Source organism: Ruegeria sp. CDSC081 (genome assembly GCF_059610485.1).
On the sequence record NZ_JBXWNS010000002.1, the window covers coordinates 494,816 to 510,881 of the forward strand.

General features: G+C 57.6%; 18 protein-coding genes. 4 read left to right on the forward strand and 14 right to left on the reverse strand.

All coding sequences use genetic code 11. The features are described from left to right. The first annotated feature begins 3 nt into the window (after positions 1-3). Genes argB through AC2FH9_RS05385 form a run of 3 tightly spaced genes read left to right on the forward strand, consistent with a single transcriptional unit; the run spans position 4 to position 2,056 of the window. Positions 4-867 carry an acetylglutamate kinase gene (gene argB, locus AC2FH9_RS05375; RefSeq protein ID WP_142639737.1) on the forward strand — a complete coding sequence of 288 codons (864 nt, stop codon included), beginning with the start codon at positions 4-6 and terminating at the stop codon, positions 865-867. Positions 868-887: 20 nt separating this feature from the next. Beyond that, positions 888-1,562: a ferredoxin gene (locus AC2FH9_RS05380; protein WP_496749415.1), complete on the forward strand. Its 675-nt coding sequence runs from the start codon at positions 888-890 to the stop codon at positions 1,560-1,562. Next, positions 1,559-2,056 carry a SixA phosphatase family protein gene (locus tag AC2FH9_RS05385; protein ID WP_271951999.1) on the forward strand — a complete coding sequence of 166 codons (498 nt, stop codon included), beginning with the start codon at positions 1,559-1,561 and terminating at the stop codon, positions 2,054-2,056. Before AC2FH9_RS05380 ends, AC2FH9_RS05385 begins: the two co-directional genes overlap by 4 nt. Before the next feature lie 47 nt (positions 2,057-2,103). On the opposite strand, the gene AC2FH9_RS05390 is transcribed toward AC2FH9_RS05385, so the two are convergent. The 10 genes from AC2FH9_RS05390 to AC2FH9_RS05435 form a co-directional block, all read right to left on the reverse strand. Further along, entirely contained in the window at positions 2,104-2,895 is a 792-nt protein-coding gene (locus AC2FH9_RS05390; RefSeq protein WP_142639743.1) for an amino acid ABC transporter ATP-binding protein, read from the reverse strand. A gap of 12 nt (positions 2,896-2,907) precedes the next feature. Continuing rightward, a complete protein-coding gene (locus AC2FH9_RS05395; RefSeq protein WP_142639745.1) occupies positions 2,908-4,212 on the reverse strand; it encodes an amino acid ABC transporter permease in 1,305 nt (434 codons plus the stop codon). 1 nt (position 4,213) lies between these two features. Further along, positions 4,214-5,482 carry an amino acid ABC transporter permease gene (locus AC2FH9_RS05400; protein ID WP_496691910.1) on the reverse strand — a complete coding sequence of 423 codons (1,269 nt, stop codon included), beginning with the start codon at positions 5,480-5,482 and terminating at the stop codon, positions 4,214-4,216. A 127-nt stretch (positions 5,483-5,609) separates the two neighbouring features. Further along, positions 5,610-6,626 (reverse strand): amino acid ABC transporter substrate-binding protein, encoded by a 1,017-nt coding sequence (locus AC2FH9_RS05405; protein WP_142639749.1) that lies wholly within the window; start codon positions 6,624-6,626, stop codon positions 5,610-5,612. Between the two features lie 206 nt (positions 6,627-6,832). After that, positions 6,833-7,540 (reverse strand): ATP12 family chaperone protein, encoded by a 708-nt coding sequence (locus AC2FH9_RS05410; protein ID WP_496699201.1) that lies wholly within the window; start codon positions 7,538-7,540, stop codon positions 6,833-6,835. A gap of 4 nt (positions 7,541-7,544) precedes the next feature. Continuing rightward, the gene (locus AC2FH9_RS05415; protein WP_496749418.1) at positions 7,545-8,216 is read right to left on the reverse strand and encodes an HAD-IA family hydrolase; all 672 of its coding nucleotides are present in this window, start codon (positions 8,214-8,216) and stop codon (positions 7,545-7,547) included. Beyond that, on the reverse strand, positions 8,213-9,256 hold the full coding sequence (locus AC2FH9_RS05420) for an RluA family pseudouridine synthase (RefSeq protein WP_142639807.1): 1,044 nt from the start codon (positions 9,254-9,256) through the stop codon (positions 8,213-8,215). Before AC2FH9_RS05420 ends, AC2FH9_RS05415 begins: the two co-directional genes overlap by 4 nt. Before the next feature lie 108 nt (positions 9,257-9,364). Continuing rightward, complete coding sequence (locus AC2FH9_RS05425; RefSeq protein ID WP_496871030.1) at positions 9,365-10,678, reverse strand: replication-associated recombination protein A; 1,314 nt, start codon at positions 10,676-10,678, stop codon at positions 9,365-9,367. A gap of 4 nt (positions 10,679-10,682) precedes the next feature. Then, positions 10,683-12,065, reverse strand: coding sequence for a trypsin-like peptidase domain-containing protein (locus tag AC2FH9_RS05430; protein WP_496871031.1), 1,383 nt, complete (start codon positions 12,063-12,065; stop codon positions 10,683-10,685). Positions 12,066-12,247: 182 nt separating this feature from the next. After that, the gene (locus tag AC2FH9_RS05435; RefSeq protein WP_496691905.1) at positions 12,248-12,631 is read right to left on the reverse strand and encodes a hypothetical protein; all 384 of its coding nucleotides are present in this window, start codon (positions 12,629-12,631) and stop codon (positions 12,248-12,250) included. Between the two features lie 91 nt (positions 12,632-12,722). Here AC2FH9_RS05435 and AC2FH9_RS05440 point away from each other — a divergent pair, with 91 nt between their 5' ends. Beyond that, positions 12,723-13,325, forward strand: a complete 603-nt coding sequence (locus AC2FH9_RS05440; protein WP_496694392.1) for a TetR/AcrR family transcriptional regulator — start codon at positions 12,723-12,725, stop codon at positions 13,323-13,325. A 104-nt stretch (positions 13,326-13,429) separates the two neighbouring features. Here the strand turns inward: AC2FH9_RS05440 and rplQ are convergent, their stop codons facing one another. The 4 genes from rplQ to rpsM all read right to left on the reverse strand — a co-directional run bounded on the left by rplQ (position 13,430) and on the right by rpsM (position 15,874). Next, the gene (rplQ, locus tag AC2FH9_RS05445; RefSeq protein ID WP_142639761.1) at positions 13,430-13,852 is read right to left on the reverse strand and encodes a 50S ribosomal protein L17; all 423 of its coding nucleotides are present in this window, start codon (positions 13,850-13,852) and stop codon (positions 13,430-13,432) included. 117 nt (positions 13,853-13,969) lie between these two features. After that, complete coding sequence (locus AC2FH9_RS05450; RefSeq protein ID WP_281995981.1) at positions 13,970-14,986, reverse strand: DNA-directed RNA polymerase subunit alpha; 1,017 nt, start codon at positions 14,984-14,986, stop codon at positions 13,970-13,972. Between the two features lie 115 nt (positions 14,987-15,101). After that, positions 15,102-15,491: a 30S ribosomal protein S11 gene (rpsK, locus tag AC2FH9_RS05455; RefSeq protein WP_037311698.1), complete on the reverse strand. Its 390-nt coding sequence runs from the start codon at positions 15,489-15,491 to the stop codon at positions 15,102-15,104. 14 nt (positions 15,492-15,505) lie between these two features. Beyond that, the gene (gene rpsM, locus AC2FH9_RS05460) at positions 15,506-15,874 is read right to left on the reverse strand and encodes a 30S ribosomal protein S13 (protein ID WP_142639766.1); all 369 of its coding nucleotides are present in this window, start codon (positions 15,872-15,874) and stop codon (positions 15,506-15,508) included. Between the last annotated feature and the right edge of the window lie 192 nt (positions 15,875-16,066).

The following is a 16,066-nucleotide window of genomic DNA, read 5'->3' on the forward strand; positions in this document are numbered from 1 at the left end:
GCCATGAAGACAAGAGATATGAACCGGGATTGGATCGCCACCGCCGCCACATTGAACAGCGCACTGCCCTATCTGCAGCGCTATGACGGGGCCATTGTCGTCATCAAGCTGGGCGGACACGCCATGGGCAGCGATGAAGCGATGGAAAGCTTTGCCCGTGACGTGGTTCTGATGCGCCAGGTGGGCATCAACCCGGTTGTAGTACATGGCGGCGGTCCCATGATCAACGCGATGTTGGACAAGCTCGATATCCAATCCGATTTCGTGAACGGTAAGCGTGTGACGGACAAGGCAACTGTCGAAGTGGTCGAGATGGTCCTGTCCGGCCTCGTGAACAAACGCATTGTTCAGGCCATCAACGGACAGGGAGGGACTGCGGTTGGCCTGTCGGGCAAGGACGCCAACCTGATGATCTGTGATCAAACCGATGCCTCGCTGGGGTTTGTTGGCTCTCCTTCCGAGATGAAACCCGAAATCCTGCACGATCTGTTTACGCATGACGTGATCCCGGTAATTGCGCCTCTGGGCGCCGGGCGCGAGGGTGAGACGTTCAACGTCAACGGTGACACCGCCGCCGGTGCCATCGCCTCGGCCTTGAAGGCAGACCGTCTGCTGTTGCTGACCGACGTATCAGGCGTCAAGAACGCTGCCGGAGAGGTCGTGACCGAGCTAAAAGCCGGTCAGATCCGCGAGATGACCCTGGACGGGACCATCGCAGGCGGAATGATCCCCAAGACCGAAACGGCGCTGGACGCACTACATAGTGGGGTGCGGGCCGTAGTCATTCTGGATGGGCGCGCGCCCAATGCGGTGCTACTGGAACTGTTCACCGAACACGGGGCTGGGTCGCTGATCCGACCCGATTGATCGACCGTGACGGAGGTGACATGACAGAACAAACCGCACCTTCTCCGAACATTTATCAACGTGTCGACAGCGCGGCAGCTGAGGTTGGGCTTATCGTGATGGGTGCGTTGCATCCTGGGCGCGCTAATGCCAAGCAATTGGACAGCGGCACCCTGATCCTGCTAGGTGCAGGGCCCACGTTCTGGCCTGTTTTGAAATCAGCCCTTGAATGGCAAGGTCCCGACCCTGTTGACCGGTGGTCGTACCGCGTCGTCAATCAGATGGCGCAGGATTTGGGGGCGCAAGCCTATTTCCCATTCGGTGGCCCACCCTATGTGCCGTTTGTCGACTGGGCGCTGAAATCGGGGCGTACATTCAGCAGCCCGGTTGGCGCCTTGGTGCATGACACGGTCGGTATGATGATCTCGTATCGCGGCGCGCTGCATTTTGATCAGGAATTCGAGATTGCCGGTGCCCATAATTCATCGCCCTGTGTTACATGCGATGCCCCTTGCGCTCAGACCTGCCCAGTCGGGGCCCTGAACACCCACAGCTTCTATGACGTTGAGGCCTGCCACGGGCATCTGAGCACAGAGCAGGGCCAAACCTGCATGACCGGTGGCTGCCTTGCGCGCCTGGCCTGCCCTCTCAGCCCCGGGGCCGGGCGGGACCCAGAACAATCCGCCCACCACATGAGGTCTTTTCACCCGTCATGACTCGCACCCTGATCCTGACCCGCCATGCCAAATCCAGTTGGGATGAGCCGACGCTCAGCGATCATGATCGGCCACTGAACAAACGTGGACGCTGCTCCGCACCTGCTGTGTCCGGCTGGCTACTCAGGAATGGCTGGCTACCGAATGAGGTGCTCAGCTCTACCGCCCTCAGAACCCGCGAGACGTGGGATCGAATGGGGCTGCAGGCTGATCTGATCCAGTTCGAACGCTCGCTGTATCTGGCCGGTCCCGATCTCATGATGCGGGCCCTATCACAGGCTTCTGGCCAAACCGTGCTGATGCTGGGCCACAACCCCGGGATCGCTGAATTCGCCAGACAGCTTGTGCGGCAGGCGCCAGATCACGGCCGTTTCGATGACTACCCGACCTGCGCAACAACAGTCATACAGTTCGAGATCAACTCCTGGGCCGCGCTTCGGTGGCACAGTGGGGATGTCTTGGGGTTCGTCATTCCACGCGAGTTGCCGGAATAAAAAAGGCGGGGCAAAAACCCCGCCTTTCATGGTTCTTCCGATCGGGATCAGTGACCCAAAATCTGGCTCAGGAACAGCTTGGTCCGCTCGCTTTGTGGGTTGTTGAAGAACTCTTCTGGTTCGTTCTGTTCCACAATCTGACCGGCATCCATAAAGATCACGCGGTTGGCGACCTGACGGGCAAAACCCATCTCGTGGGTCACACAAAGCATGGTCATGCCTTCTTCGGCCAGCTCGATCATAGTGTCGAGCACCTCTTTGATCATCTCAGGGTCCAGCGCCGATGTAGGTTCATCGAACAACATGATCCGCGGCATCATGCAGAGCGAACGGGCAATCGCAACACGCTGCTGCTGACCACCCGAAAGCTGGCCAGGATACTTGTCGGCCTGTTCTGGGATTTTCACCTTCTCTAGGAAGTGCATCGCACGCTCTTCAGCCTCTTTCCTGGGCGTCTTGCGCACCCAGATCGGGGCCAGCGTACAGTTTTCCAGAATGGTCAGATGCGGGAACAGGTTGAAGTGCTGGAACACCATCCCGACCTCGGACCGGATCTTATCGATGTTTTTCAGGTCATTCGACAGTTCCGTCCCATCCACCATGATCGTGCCTTGCTGGTGTTCCTCCAGCGCGTTCAGACAGCGGATCAGGGTGGACTTACCCGACCCTGACGGCCCCGCGATAACAATCCTCTCGCCCTGATTGACGGTCAAATTGATGTCGCGCAGCACATGGAAAGACCCATACCACTTGTTCATGTTGTTGATTTCGATGGCGACCTCGTCGCTCACCTGCATCTTGGATCGGTCGATTTCGCGGTCTATTGCAAGTTCAGACATGTGTTGAACTCCTTAACGATGGCCAGTCTGAAGCTTGCGCTCCAGATACATGGAATAACGGGACATGGAGAAGCAGACGACGAAGAACAGCGCGCCGATAAAAGCGAACAGTTCCCAGTAGATGCCGTTCCAAGCGGTATCAGCGCGGATCGCGTTGGCAAGGCCAAGCACGTCGAACAGTCCGATGATCGACACCAGAACCGTATCCTTGAAGATCCCGATGAATGTGCTCACGATGCCCGGAATTGAGATTTTCAGGGCTTGCGGCATGATGATCAAACGCTGTGCCTGCCAGTAGTTCAGGCCCAAACTGTCGGCGCCCTCGTACTGACCGCGTGGCAATGCAGCCAGGCCACCCCGGATCACTTCGGCCATATAGGCGGCTGAGAACAGGGTCATCATGATCATCACCCGCAGGATGATGTCAAAATTGGTGCCTGGTGGCAGGAACAGGTTCAACAGCAGCGAGGCCACGAACAGTAGCGTGATCAGCGGTACGCCGCGAATGAACTCGATAAAGCCCACACACATGTATTTGACGATAAGAAGGTCCGACTGACGGCCCAGCGCCAACACGATACCAATCGGCAGCGAGACACCGATGGCCACAACACCCAGCAGGATCGCCAGCATGAAACCACCGAACTGACGACTTTGCACGGCTTCGATACCGATCGGCAGGATCGAATCCATGGCACCAACGAAGTAGCTCGATAGAAACAGCCACCAGATCAACGCAGCCACTGCACCACCGATCATCCCGAGCAATTCGCTTTGTTGCTTGCTGACGACGGTGTAGACGGCCCAGCCGGCAACAAATCCAAGTGCCGCCGACAATGGCCCCCAGATGGTACCACCCCACATCAACCAAGGCATCAGGAAGGGGTAGATCGCGCTAAAGATCAGCAACTTGCTCGGAACACGGTCCGAATACAGCACTGGCGCCAGCGCAACCAGCAACAGAACAAGCGCCAGAATCGGCCGCCAGTACAGATGGCTCGGGTAGAATCCGAACAACAGCTGCAGCCAGCGATCATTGATGACAGCCCAGCAAGCATGACCATGGGTGTCTCCCCAGGTTGCCATCATGATCTCACGGCACTCAGTCAGTGAATTGGCATTCCAGACGGATTGGAACGTCCATGGCAGAACGCCCGACAACACATAGTAGATCGCATAGAGCGAAACCAAAGTCAGGATCGAATTGAACCAACCAGAAAACAGATTGTGCTTAACCCAACCTACTATTCCCACTTCGGACGCTGGTGGCGCTTTCTCCGGCAACATTTCCGCGCGGACAAATGAAACATCACTCATATTACCGCTCCACCAATTTGACACTATTGTTGTACCAGTTCATCACTGCCGAGATGCTCAGCGAGATGCACAGATAAACCAGCATCAGCAGTAGAACGCATTCCAGCTCGCGGCCGGTTTGGTTCATGGTGATGCCACCCAAGGTACCTGTGATATCCATATATCCCACCGCAATCGCCAGAGACGAGTTCTTGGTCAGGTTCAGGTAGTTCGAGATCATTGGCGGGATGATCACGCGCAACGCTTGCGGCAGGATCACCAGACGCATAATCCGGCTCGGGCGTATACCCAGCGCGGCGGCGGCCTCGGTCTGCCCCTTGGAAATGGCGAGAATTCCGGCCCGCACGATCTCAGCGATGAAAGCTGCAGTGTAAAGGGACAGGGCCAACCACAATGCGATAAGCGAGTTCCGCAAATGGGTGCCGCCTTTGAAGTTGAACCCTTTCAGTTCCGGGTATCCCAAATGGAATCCCAACGCAGTCAGCAGGATCAACATCGGCACAAACAGTATACCCAACTGAATGTGCCAGATGGTTGGGCGATCACCAGTTGCTTCCTGTTTTGCAGCGGCATTAGCGGATACTTTGCGCATTACAAAAATGCTGCCCGCCAAAACGACCAGAAAGGCAACCAGATCCAATGAAATATCGAAGCGTAAGCTGGACGCACCAAACAAGTGGATATCGCCAAGACTGCGTGAAAACAGGAGCTCTGGGATATAGACACCGCGATTGGTGACGGCGACAGAGTTGAAAAAATCCATCGTGGCCGTCGGGGTCTCGCCTCGGAATGCATTGGGTGCCGGTAAACCTTCGATCAGAATGGCCATAGCCAGAACGATCCAAAGCAGCACAGGCACGTTACGGAACATCTCGACATAAACAGTCATAATCCGCGCGATCAACCAGTTGTTTGAAAGCCGTAATACACCAACGAAAACACCGATAATCGTCGCCGTGATACAGCCGAGAACTGCAACAACAAGTGTGTTTAGCAATCCGATAAGCCCAGCACGCAAGTGGCTGTCTCGAGAATCGTATTCCAGCAGGCGTTGGTTGATATCGTAACTTGCAGGTTCGCCGAAGAACCCGAATTCTACGGGTTTACCAAGTGCTTCGAGGTTCTGAATGGTGTTGGAAATGATCCAGGCTGCCAAAAGCATGAAACCGATCATTGCAATGACCTGGATGGTCGCAGATCGGTACCGCGTATCGTAAAGGAGCATGGACAGCCGGAACTGCTCCTTTGGCGGGTCAGTGAGAGTCGACATGACCTATGTATATCCCCGTGTCATCCCGTTATTCGCAGACAGAGTTGATCTCTGTTCAATCTAACCGGGACTGTTTCTTATGGATTGAAAAAGGGCGCAGGATGAACTGCGCCCTCTTCAATGGATATTAGCGGAACGGCGGCGAGTACAGCAGGCCGCCATCGGTCCACTGACCGTTCAGGCCGCGTGCCAGACCGATTGGGGTTTCTTCACCGATGTTCTTGGCAAAGACCTCACCATAGTTACCACCCGCCTTGATGGCGCGCATTGCCCACTGTGCGTCCAGACCCAGCATCTCACCCAGAGTGCCTTCGCTGCCCAGCAGACGGTTCACTTCGGGGTTGTCGGTGCCAGCAGACATCTCGTCGATGTTCGCCGAGGTCACACCCAGCTCTTCAGCCGAAACCAGTGCGTTCAGTGTCCAGCGAACAACGTCGCCCCACTCGTGGTCGCCATGACGGACCAGCGGGCCCAGCGGCTCTTTCGAGATGATTTCGGGCAGCAGGATGTGATCACCGGGGTTTTCGAACGTGGCGCGAGTTGCGGCCAGGCCAGATGCGTCGGTGGTATAGACGTCACATGCGCCAGCCAGATACTGCTGCTGCGCTTCTGCGTTGGTTTCGATCGGAACCGGCTCGTAGCTGATGTTGTTCGAGCGGAAGAAATCCGCCAGGTTCAGCTCGGTGGTGGTGCCGGTCTGGATGCAGACAGTCGCGCCGTCCAGTTCCTTGGCCGAGCTTACGCCCAGCGCTTTGGGAACCATAAAGCCCTGACCGTCGTAATAGTTTACACCGACGAATTCGAACTTCAGGTCTACGTCGCGGCTGAAGGTCCAGGTGGTGTTCCGGGCCAGCATGTCGATTTCGCCCGAAGCCAGTGCGGTAAAGCGTGTCTTACCTGTGGTCGGAACGAATTCAACGGCGCTTGCGTCACCCAGAACCGCAGCGGCAACGGCGCGGCACAACGAAACGTCAAAGCCCTGCCATTCACCATTTGCGTCGGGCGCGGCAAAGCCGACCAGACCGGTGGTCACACCGCAGTTCAGCTTACCGCGCGCCTTGACGTCGTCCACGGTTCCCGCCATGGCTGCGCCTGCGGCCAGACCGGCAACTGTGGCCGCGCCCAAGATTACGGATTTTTTCATTTTTACCTCTTCCTGATTGTCCATCCCGTTCAGGGACGGTTCTATCCGGCACCTCAGGTACCAGAAAGGTTTCCCCAAAGGTGTCTCCCCTTTAGTGCGCACGAGTTTGGTCGCATTCATAAACAAACGTCAAGGGTCGGATCAGGGAAAACGATGGATCAACTCACAGATGTCCATCAGAGCGGTAAAAATTCAGAAATCTAAGATCAATCAGAGACGTCGTAGAAGCGTTTAGCGTGTAAAAAGGCAGAACGTTTGACTTCGGCTGCTTCATGCGCCTCGTCGTCATGGCCCCATTGCTCGATTTGCCACAGCTCGTCCAACCGCGAAATCCGCCAGATCTCTTGCGCATCACACCAATCGGAAGTGGCCGCAAACCCAAGGATCAACGAGCCCGAAAGGCTGACCAGATCGTGGAAGGCAGCCAGTTGGAAGTTGTTGAAATCATGCACTCGCCGGCGCAACTGATCCAGCGCCGCCACGTCTTGCGGCTGATGCAGGATACCTGTGACGGGCTGCAGGCGAACCGACATGGCTTCCGCGGCCCAGTCCAACACCGGGTCCCACTGCTCAGCTTGCCGCTGCTGCAACTCTTGCGGGTGGGCGGCGCGATAGCACAGCAAATCCGAATCGCCATAATCGGCCAGCATGTCTGCAACTTCGGCGTGCTGAATCTGTACCTTGTCGATGGCTGCATTGGCCGAACGCGTGTAGGGCATCGTCCCTGGGTCAACCTGTTCTTCCTGCGCGTCCCATTCGGCCGCAACGGCCTGAGCCATCGGCAAGGTCGGCAGGATCAGTCCGGCCCGCGCAGGTGTTTTGACCCGACGACCGTCCAGTTCGACCGTAAATCCGCCATCGGCCTCGACCACCTGACATGCAGTCCAAAATCGTTTCGGTTTCCAGTCACTCATGTCTTCAGGTCCAGATATCGTCCAGTGCGCCCGGCAACTGGTCAAACGTTTCGATAATACGAGAGGCAGCGGCCAGGGCAGGCCGTTCGTGATACCCCCAGGTGACGCCAATTCCCGTGACACCGGCGGCGGCGGCCATATCCATGTCGAATCGGGTATCCCCGATCATGACAGTATCAACCGCATCGACGCCGGTTTCGGCCCGTGCCGTGTCGATCATCGAAGGATGCGGTTTTGACGGGTGGTGATCTGCGACCTGCCGGGTCACGAAATAGCCTTGCAGACCGTGACCTTCGATCAAAGCATCCAGACCACGTTGCGATTTGCCTGTCGCCACGCCCAGCAACATCTCGGGGATTGCATGCAGTGCCTCGATAACCTCACGGGCTCCGGGGTAGAGCGGCGAACTGGCCATTCCCTGTTCCAGCCGATGTGCGTGATAGGCCTGTTTATAGCCCTCTACCAACCGCGCCTGATCCACAGCAGAACACTCGGGCACCAACTGCGCCATGGCTTGTGGCAGAGATAATCCGACTATGGACAAGATCCCCGCCCTATCCGGTACCGGAAGAGACAAGGCATCAAAGCTGGCGGTCATGGCCGCGATAATGCTGCCTTGGCTATCGACCAGGGTACCGTCCACATCAAATAGAACCAGACGCAAGGGTCTGCTCATTGCAGAGACTCGAACGGATCATCCGCGGCCAGGTCTTCGGCCCATCCGAATGTGTCCCAGCTGTGTTTCATGTGATCAGGCAAGGGTGCGGTAACAGTGATCTTCTTACGCGTCACCGGGTGCTGAAACGAAGCCTGCCGTGCATGCAGGTGCAGCTTTTTGCTGATCACACCGCCCAACTGCGCACCCCAGCCATCGCCAAGGTTCTCTTGACCCGAACCGCCGTATTTTCCATCCCCGATGATTGGGTGCCCAATCGCTGCCATATGCGCACGCAACTGATGGGTGCGGCCGGTGATCGGCTCCATCGCGACCCAGGCGGCGCGTCCGGCCACGCGGTATAGCGTAGCGTAAAGTGTATGGGCCCGCTTCGCTCCTGGCGTGTCGTTGATTTCGTTCAGATGAACGGGGATCATCTTTTCGCCCTCGCCCTGGCTGCCATGGCCCGGGGCCTTGACCAAACCGGTCTTGATCTCGCCCAGATAAGGGGTCGGCACCCCAGCGACTAGAGCCCAATATATCTTGCGCGTGTCCCGGTGACGGAAAGCGGCGGTCAGTGCTTTGGCGGCCTCGCGTGTGCGGGCCAGCAACAGCACGCCCGAGGTATCCTTGTCCAGTCGGTGCACCAGTCGCGGGTTTTCGTCATATCCAAAGCGCAGCGCCTCGGACAGGCCGTCCACATGGCGGGTCTGGCCGCTGCCGCCTTGCACCGGCAAGCCTTGCGGTTTGTTCAGCGCGATCACGTGATCATCGCGATAAATCACGCAAGCCTGCATCATCTTGGCATCCGCATCTGTGATCCGCGGTTTCACCTCGACCGGTTTGTGGTCCGCATCCGGCAGAGGTGGCACGCGTACGACCTGGCCGACCTCAAGCCGGGTCGAGGCCTTGGCCCGTCCGCCATCCACACGCAGTTCGCCCTTGCGGCACATTTTCTCGATGCGCCCCTGGCTGACATGCGGAAACAGACGCCGCAGCCAGCGGTCCACCCGCTGATCGCCATCCCCATCCGCAACCGTTATCATCTGCACGCCACTCATGCCATTGCCCCTTGCGCCGCGCGGCAGACCCGCCCGGACCACGCTGTAAACATTGTCCCAGAAAACATGCGCGTCTGTCGCGCGCATCGGCCAAAGAGTCAAGCCGGGCTAGTCTGGTTTCCGTTGCGAACGCAGCTTGGCAAAGTAGTCCAACCGTTTCTTCAGCTCACGTTCAAACCCACGCTCGACAGGTTGATAGAGAACAGGGCGCGATATGGACTCGGGAAAGTAGTTCTGCCCAGAAAACCCATCCTCGGCATCGTGATCATAAGCATAGCCTGCACCATAGCCCTGATCTTTCATCAAAGAGGTCGGCGCATTCAGAATATGTTTGGGCGGCGGCTCACTACCTGATTGCTTGGCCAGACGCATCGCTGCCTTGTAGCCCACATAGGCTCCGTTCGATTTCGGAGCCAGAGCCAGATAGACCAGCGCCTGCGCCAAAGCCAACTCGCCTTCGGGACTGCCCAGCCGCTCATAGGTTTCCCATGACTGCAGACAGATCGCCTGAGCCTGCGGATCAGCCAGACCAATGTCCTCGACCGCCATTCGCGTGATCCGGCGTGCCAGATACCTTGGGTCCTCGCCTCCCGTCAGCATTCGCGCGAACCAGTACAGGGCGGCATCGGGGTCGGATCCTCGCACCGATTTGTGCAAGGCCGAGATCAGGTTGTAATGCTCATCTCCAGATTTGTCGTATTTCGCGGCACGGCGCATGAGCCGGGTCGACAGGGCTTCAAGGTCCAGCGGGCCCTCAACTTTCCACGCGGCCACCTGTTCGATCAGGTTCAACAGCGCGCGCCCGTCGCCATCGGCCATTTCTTGCAGCGCACCACGGGCCGCAGAGTCCAGTGGCAACCCACGGTCCAGTTCCTGCTCAGCGCGTTGCGTCAGGCGTTCTAGATCGGCAGGGTCGAGCCTTTCCAACACCAACACCTGCGCCCGGCTGAGCACAGCGGCGTTCAGCTCGAACGATGGATTTTCCGTGGTCGCCCCGACCAGGAGGATCGTACCATCCTCCATATGCGGCAGAAACCCGTCCTGCTGCGCCTTGTTGAAGCGATGGATTTCGTCAACGAACAGCAACGTCCCCTGCCCGTTCTGACGCCGGATCTTCGCAGCTTCGAACACTTTCTTCAGGTCGGGTACACCAGTAAAGATGGCACTGATCTGCACAAAATGCAGGTCCGTCTCTTGCGCCAAAAGCCGCGCGATCGTGGTCTTGCCGACACCGGGCGGCCCCCAGAATATCAGGCTCGACAGACTGCCCGAGGCCAGCATCACGCCCAAAGGCGCATCCGGGCCCAACACCTGTTCCTGTCCGATCACCTCGGCCAGCGTTTGCGGCCGCAATCTGTCGGCCAGCGGGCGATGTACAGGCGGCGCAGGATCAGGTGACCCGGTATCGAAAAGGTCACTCATCCGGTCACAGCCTGAACCGCAGGGAAACCGGCCGCCCGCCCCTGAGGATATCCAGATTGATCCGACGCCCTGGATCGGTCAGCGCCTTCACGACATCAGCAGGTCGCTCGACCCGCGCGCCGTTTATCCCATCGACCACATCGCCCGGACGCAGCCCGGACCGACCACCATAGCGGCCCGCGTCGACCACAACCACCCCCGTCTGCGACAGCAAAAGCCCCAGCCGCGCGATAACAGCAGGGTTGATCCGCGACACGGTCAGGCCTGGCATCACGGTTTCATCGTTCAGCGTCGTCACTTCCGCTGCCGGAACCTCGGGCGCTTTGACCAAAGCGACCTCAAGTTCAGCTCGGTCCTCGCCGCGCAGTCGCGTCACCACCGACGTGCCGCCCACACCGGCCACTGACATGCGGAATTTCATCTCTGCCGGCGAGTTCACCTCATCCCCGTCGACATGGGTCACGACGTCCCCAACCTGCAACCCTGCCTCGGCCAACGGGCTGAGCGCATGGAGATCCGAAATCACCACACCCTGCGGGATGACCAAGCCCAGAGACTCAGCGATATCCGCACTCATGTGCTGCCCGGCCATTCCGGCCCAGGGGCTGACAAAACTGTCATTGCCGGCCTGCGCTTGCCGCAGGAATTCGGCAACCAGATTGGCAGGGATGGCAAAACCGATCCCGTTCGATCCGCCAGAACGTGTCAGGATCGAGGTGTTGATGCCAATCAGATCACCGTTTACATCGATCAGCGCCCCGCCCGAATTGCCGGGATTGATCGCCGCGTCCGTCTGAATGAAATAGCCCCGCGCATTGCCCGTGGCCGTACCGGTCCGCGCCAGCCCCGAGATAATGCCCAATGATACCGTCTGCCCGACGCCGAACGGGTTGCCGATGGCCAGAGCCAATTCACCCACCTCAACCAAATCGGAATCCCGCATGTCGATCGAAGGCAACGCCTCGGCATCTTTCAGACGTAGAATGGCGATGTCGCTTTCCTGATCGCCCAGAACCACCTCGGCCGAAAACTCGCGCCGGTCCGTCGTGACGACCCGTATTTCTGTCGCTGAACCAACAACATGATAGTTAGAGACCACATAACCGTCATCCGTCAGGATCACACCCGACCCCAGCGAATTCTGAACGCGCGGTCGCGGTTCGCCAAAGCCGCCGCCAAAGAAATCCTGAAAGAACGGATCAGAGAACAATGAGTTCGAGCGCCCTTCGCGCACGATCTTGGCGTAGATATTCACCACAGCCGGCGCGGCCTGTTTCACCACCGGCGCAAACCCTAGGCTGATTTCGGCCTGAGAACGTGGCACCCTGGTTTCCGCCGCGGCAGAGGCAGACAAAAGCGATAAAGCGAAGGCCGTGGCGCGAAGCATCATAGTTCCCGAAAATTTTTGGACTGTTTTGGATATGCGGCGCGATGTCTGTGTTTGCAAGCGCGGTATTGGAGTTTCTGCCAGACTTCAGTCATCACCACCCTGACAAGATTAAGCCAGTCCCGCCACATTTGACATGTCCGACCGCCTGACTACGACGTTCATAGTCAGACGGTTAGGTATTAGCTGAGCTGTCTCGGTTTCAAGCGAACCGATCGGTATGCCAAAACGACAAGCGTAAGTATGGCCCCCTGCCCTACGAGTACTGCGGGCCAGATCAGGGGAAACTGCGCGTCTGTGTACTTTTGCGGTCCGAAGGAAACCGAAGCAAGAAGTGCTGCTAAAAGTGTCAGGCATATACCGGCCTTTGTTTCCGTGGCGCCAAGGAGGATCGCAGCGCAGGCTGCGCTGAGTGCGGCTCCAATAAAAGGCGCGATCCCAAACAGTGGTGTAGCTGTGGGCGGATGTGGCGGTACTCCGGCATAGAGAGCGCTCAGCATAACGATCTGCAAAACGATAAGTGTCAACAAAGCAGCATTGGCCGCCCGATCTTTCTCATAAATCAAATTCGCCTCCTTTTTCCGTAACAAAGTGTACGGTTGCGTTAAGCCGTAACCCAATGTACGGCTTAGTGTCAACACCATTCAGGAGGCCAGATTGAAAGATCACCTACGCACTGCCCGGCAGGAACAGATCGAAACAGCGGCTTATGAACTGCTCGCAGAAAAAGGTTTCGCGGGAACTTCGATGCTGAGCATCGCCAAACGTGCCCGCTGCTCAAACGAAACGCTCTACAACTGGTATGGCGATAAGCTTGGCTTGTTCCGCACCATGGTGTCACGAAACGCTGCGGAAGCAAAAACGTTGCTTGAAAACGCGCTTGCACAGCGTGAAGCCTCGATCGAAACACTCGACGCCTTTGGGCCGGTATTGCTGGATATCATATTGGGCGAGAAGGCAGTTTCTCTGAATCGCGCGGCCGCAGCTGACGCAACCGGCCAACTAGGTAAAGCCTTGTCAGAGGCGGGTCGGGAAACGATTTCCCCTCTCCTGGCACAGCTGTTTGAAGCTGCCAGAACCAATGGAGAGCTAATCAGCAGCGACGATATTTCGGACGTGGTTGATTTGTATTTGGGATTGTTGATTGGTGATCTTCAGATCCAGCGCGCGATCGGGCGCACAGAAAAGCCCGATCCGGGAACATTGGCAAGGCGCGCCGAAGCAGCAACCAGACATTTGCAAACGCTTCTCGGGCCCTGACTAAAGCTGACACATACCATGAGCAGAGCGGACTTGCGACTGGCTCCATAAGAAAAACCCCCGCGTCCGAGACACGGGGGTTTTCACATGAAAGCCAGGCTTTCTTATTCTTCGTCTGCGGCCTCTTCGGCGGCGGTACGCGCTTTGTCTGCAGCGCCTTTGGCGTCCAGATCGCGGTCAACGAATTCGATTATCGCCATCGGGGCCATGTCGCCATAGCGGAAGCCTGCTTTCAGGATCCGGACATAACCGCCCTGACGCTCGGCGTAACGGGGGCCCAGGATTTCAAACAGCTTTGCGACGTCTTTGTCTTCTTTCAGCTGCGATGCGGCCTGACGACGGGCGTGCAGGTCGCCGCGCTTGCCCAGAGTGATCAGTTTTTCAACGATCGGGCGCAGTTCTTTTGCCTTGGGCAGAGTTGTTTTGATCTGCTCATGTTCGATGAGCGAGCCAGCCATGTTCGCAAACAGAGCCTTGCGGTGCTCATGAGTACGGTTCAGGCGGCGGTAACCACGTGCGTGACGCATTTTCTAGTTCCTTCTTTTGCGTTTTGCTTTGTCTGGCCGGCGATGCGTGTCACCGACTCTCCTTGGGGCAAGATCGCCCTTGATTCCCCGGCAGCCCGGGCATTGGGGAAGACGCGCTTAAAACGCGTCTTCGAATTTCTTCGCCAGATCTTCGATGTTGTCGGGCGGCCAATCCTCGACATCCATGCCAAGGTGCAGACCCATGCCGGACAGCACTTCTTTGATCTCGTTCAGCGACTTGCGGCCAAAGTTCGGGGTGCGCAGCATCTCGGCTTCGGTCTTCTGGATCAGGTCGCCAATGTAGACGATGTTGTCGTTCTTCAGACAGTTTGCCGAACGGACCGACAGTTCCAACTCATCTACCTTCTTCAGCAGCAGCGGGTTGAACTCCAGACCATCATCCTCGTCCTGACGACCAGCCGCTTCCGGCTCATCGAAGTTGACGAAGATCGACAGCTGATCCTGCAGGATGCGTGCGGCATAGGCCAACGCGTCCTCGGGGGTGATCGAACCGTCAGTCTCAATCTTCAGGGTCAGCTTGTCATAGTCTAGAACCTGACCTTCACGCGTCGGCTGAACATCATAGGCGACCTTTTTAACCGGCGAATAGATCGCGTCGATCGGGATCAGGCCGATAGGTGCATCTTCTGGCTTGTTCTTTTCAGCCGAGACATAGCCCTTACCGGTGTTGACGGTCAGTTCCATGAACAGGTCGGCACCATCATCCAGGTGACAGATGACGTGATCGCGGTTCAGAACCTCGATGCCAGCGCTTTCGCTGATGTCCCCTGCGGTGACGATTGCCGGACCTTTTGCATTGATCGACAGACGCTTGGGGCCTTCGACCTCCATGCGCAGAGCGACCTGCTTGAGGTTCAGGATGATGTCGGTGACGTCTTCACGCACGCCCGCGACCGAGCTGAACTCGTGCAGGACGTTGTCGATCTGAACGCTGGTGATGGCCGCACCTTGCAGCGAGCTCATCAGAACGCGGCGCAGCGCGTTGCCCAGTGTCAGACCAAAGCCACGCTCCAGCGGTTCTGCAACCAGCGTTGCCTGGCGCGCAGGGTCGTTGCCCGGCTTGCTTTCCAGCTGGGTCGGCTTGATCAATTCTGCCCAATTCTTGTGGATCATGTAATCCCTCCATTCCTGTCCGCGCCCCATGACCAACAAGGTGCAGACGCCCGAGGTTCAAAATGACGTGCTGGGGCCGTGCGAAAATGCGGGCCCCAGCTCAATTCTAATTCGCTTAGACGCGGCGGCGTTTCGGCGGGCGACAGCCATTGTGAGCGATCGGCGTCACGTCGCGGATCGACGTGATGTTGAAGCCCACTGCAGCCAGTGCGCGCAGAGCCGATTCACGACCCGAACCGGGGCCCTGAACTTCGACTTCCAGCGTCTTGACGCCGTGATCCTGCGCCTTTTTACCTGCGTCTTCCGCAGCCATCTGAGCAGCATACGGTGTAGATTTACGCGACCCTTTGAACCCCATGGTCCCGGCCGACGACCATGCAATGGCGTTGCCTTGCACGTCCGAGATCAGGATCTTGGTATTGTTGAAGGTCGAATTCACATGGGCCACGCCCGATGCGATATTCTTGCGCTCTTTTTTCTTGGTACGAGTCTTTTCGCGTGCCATCGGTCAGACCCTCCTTATTTCTTCTTGCCAGCAATGGCCTTTGCGGGGCCTTTGCGGGTACGAGCGTTGGTATGGGTACGCTGACCGCGAACGGGCAGGTTACGACGATGACGCAGACCGCGGTAGCAACCCAAATCCATCAGGCGCTTGACGTTCATCTGAACTTCGCGACGCAGGTCACCTTCGACGGTGAAGTTTGCGTCGATATGTTCGCGGATGGCCAGAACTTCGGAATCCGACAGCTCATTGACGCGACGGTGCGCTTCAATGCCTACGGCTTCGCAGATGGCCTGCGCCGAGGTGTTGCCGATACCGGTGATATATGTGAGGGCGATAGGTACCCGCTTTGCAGTCGGGATGTTTACGCCGGCAATACGTGCCACGTGTCACTTTCCTTTTTGTTGCGGTTCCGTAGCTCCGGAACCTTTTTTCACAACACTTGACCGTGGCAGTGACGCCAGAGGGCCCAGTATTATTCGAGGTGGTCGGGGCAGTTAGGACGAATCCCGCCTGCGATTTTGATTCCCTTTAGGGATGGGGGTCGATATGGGCTTTTGCGCTTGGCGTCAAGGCCA

What these genes read in the sequence shown, in the direction of transcription:
- AC2FH9_RS05410 (WP_496699201.1), bottom strand. Translation starts at nt 7,540, where the DNA reads ATGAGTGACTGGAAACCGAAACGATTTTGGACTGCATGTCAGGTGGTC.
- argB (WP_142639737.1), top strand. Translation starts at nt 4, where the DNA reads ATGAAGACAAGAGATATGAACCGGGATTGGATCGCCACCGCCGCCACA.
- AC2FH9_RS05415 (WP_496749418.1), bottom strand. Translation starts at nt 8,216, where the DNA reads ATGAGCAGACCCTTGCGTCTGGTTCTATTTGATGTGGACGGTACCCTG.
- rpsK (WP_037311698.1), bottom strand. Translation starts at nt 15,491, where the DNA reads ATGGCACGCGAAAAGACTCGTACCAAGAAAAAAGAGCGCAAGAATATC.
- AC2FH9_RS05385 (WP_271951999.1), top strand. Translation starts at nt 1,559, where the DNA reads ATGACTCGCACCCTGATCCTGACCCGCCATGCCAAATCCAGTTGGGAT.
- AC2FH9_RS05450 (WP_281995981.1), bottom strand. Translation starts at nt 14,986, where the DNA reads ATGATCCACAAGAATTGGGCAGAATTGATCAAGCCGACCCAGCTGGAA.
- AC2FH9_RS05430 (WP_496871031.1), bottom strand. Translation starts at nt 12,065, where the DNA reads ATGCTTCGCGCCACGGCCTTCGCTTTATCGCTTTTGTCTGCCTCTGCC.
- AC2FH9_RS05400 (WP_496691910.1), bottom strand. Translation starts at nt 5,482, where the DNA reads ATGTCGACTCTCACTGACCCGCCAAAGGAGCAGTTCCGGCTGTCCATG.
- AC2FH9_RS05425 (WP_496871030.1), bottom strand. Translation starts at nt 10,678, where the DNA reads ATGAGTGACCTTTTCGATACCGGGTCACCTGATCCTGCGCCGCCTGTA.
- AC2FH9_RS05380 (WP_496749415.1), top strand. Translation starts at nt 888, where the DNA reads ATGACAGAACAAACCGCACCTTCTCCGAACATTTATCAACGTGTCGAC.
- rplQ (WP_142639761.1), bottom strand. Translation starts at nt 13,852, where the DNA reads ATGCGTCACGCACGTGGTTACCGCCGCCTGAACCGTACTCATGAGCAC.
- AC2FH9_RS05405 (WP_142639749.1), bottom strand. Translation starts at nt 6,626, where the DNA reads ATGAAAAAATCCGTAATCTTGGGCGCGGCCACAGTTGCCGGTCTGGCC.
- AC2FH9_RS05420 (WP_142639807.1), bottom strand. Translation starts at nt 9,256, where the DNA reads ATGAGTGGCGTGCAGATGATAACGGTTGCGGATGGGGATGGCGATCAG.
- AC2FH9_RS05390 (WP_142639743.1), bottom strand. Translation starts at nt 2,895, where the DNA reads ATGTCTGAACTTGCAATAGACCGCGAAATCGACCGATCCAAGATGCAG.
- AC2FH9_RS05395 (WP_142639745.1), bottom strand. Translation starts at nt 4,212, where the DNA reads ATGAGTGATGTTTCATTTGTCCGCGCGGAAATGTTGCCGGAGAAAGCG.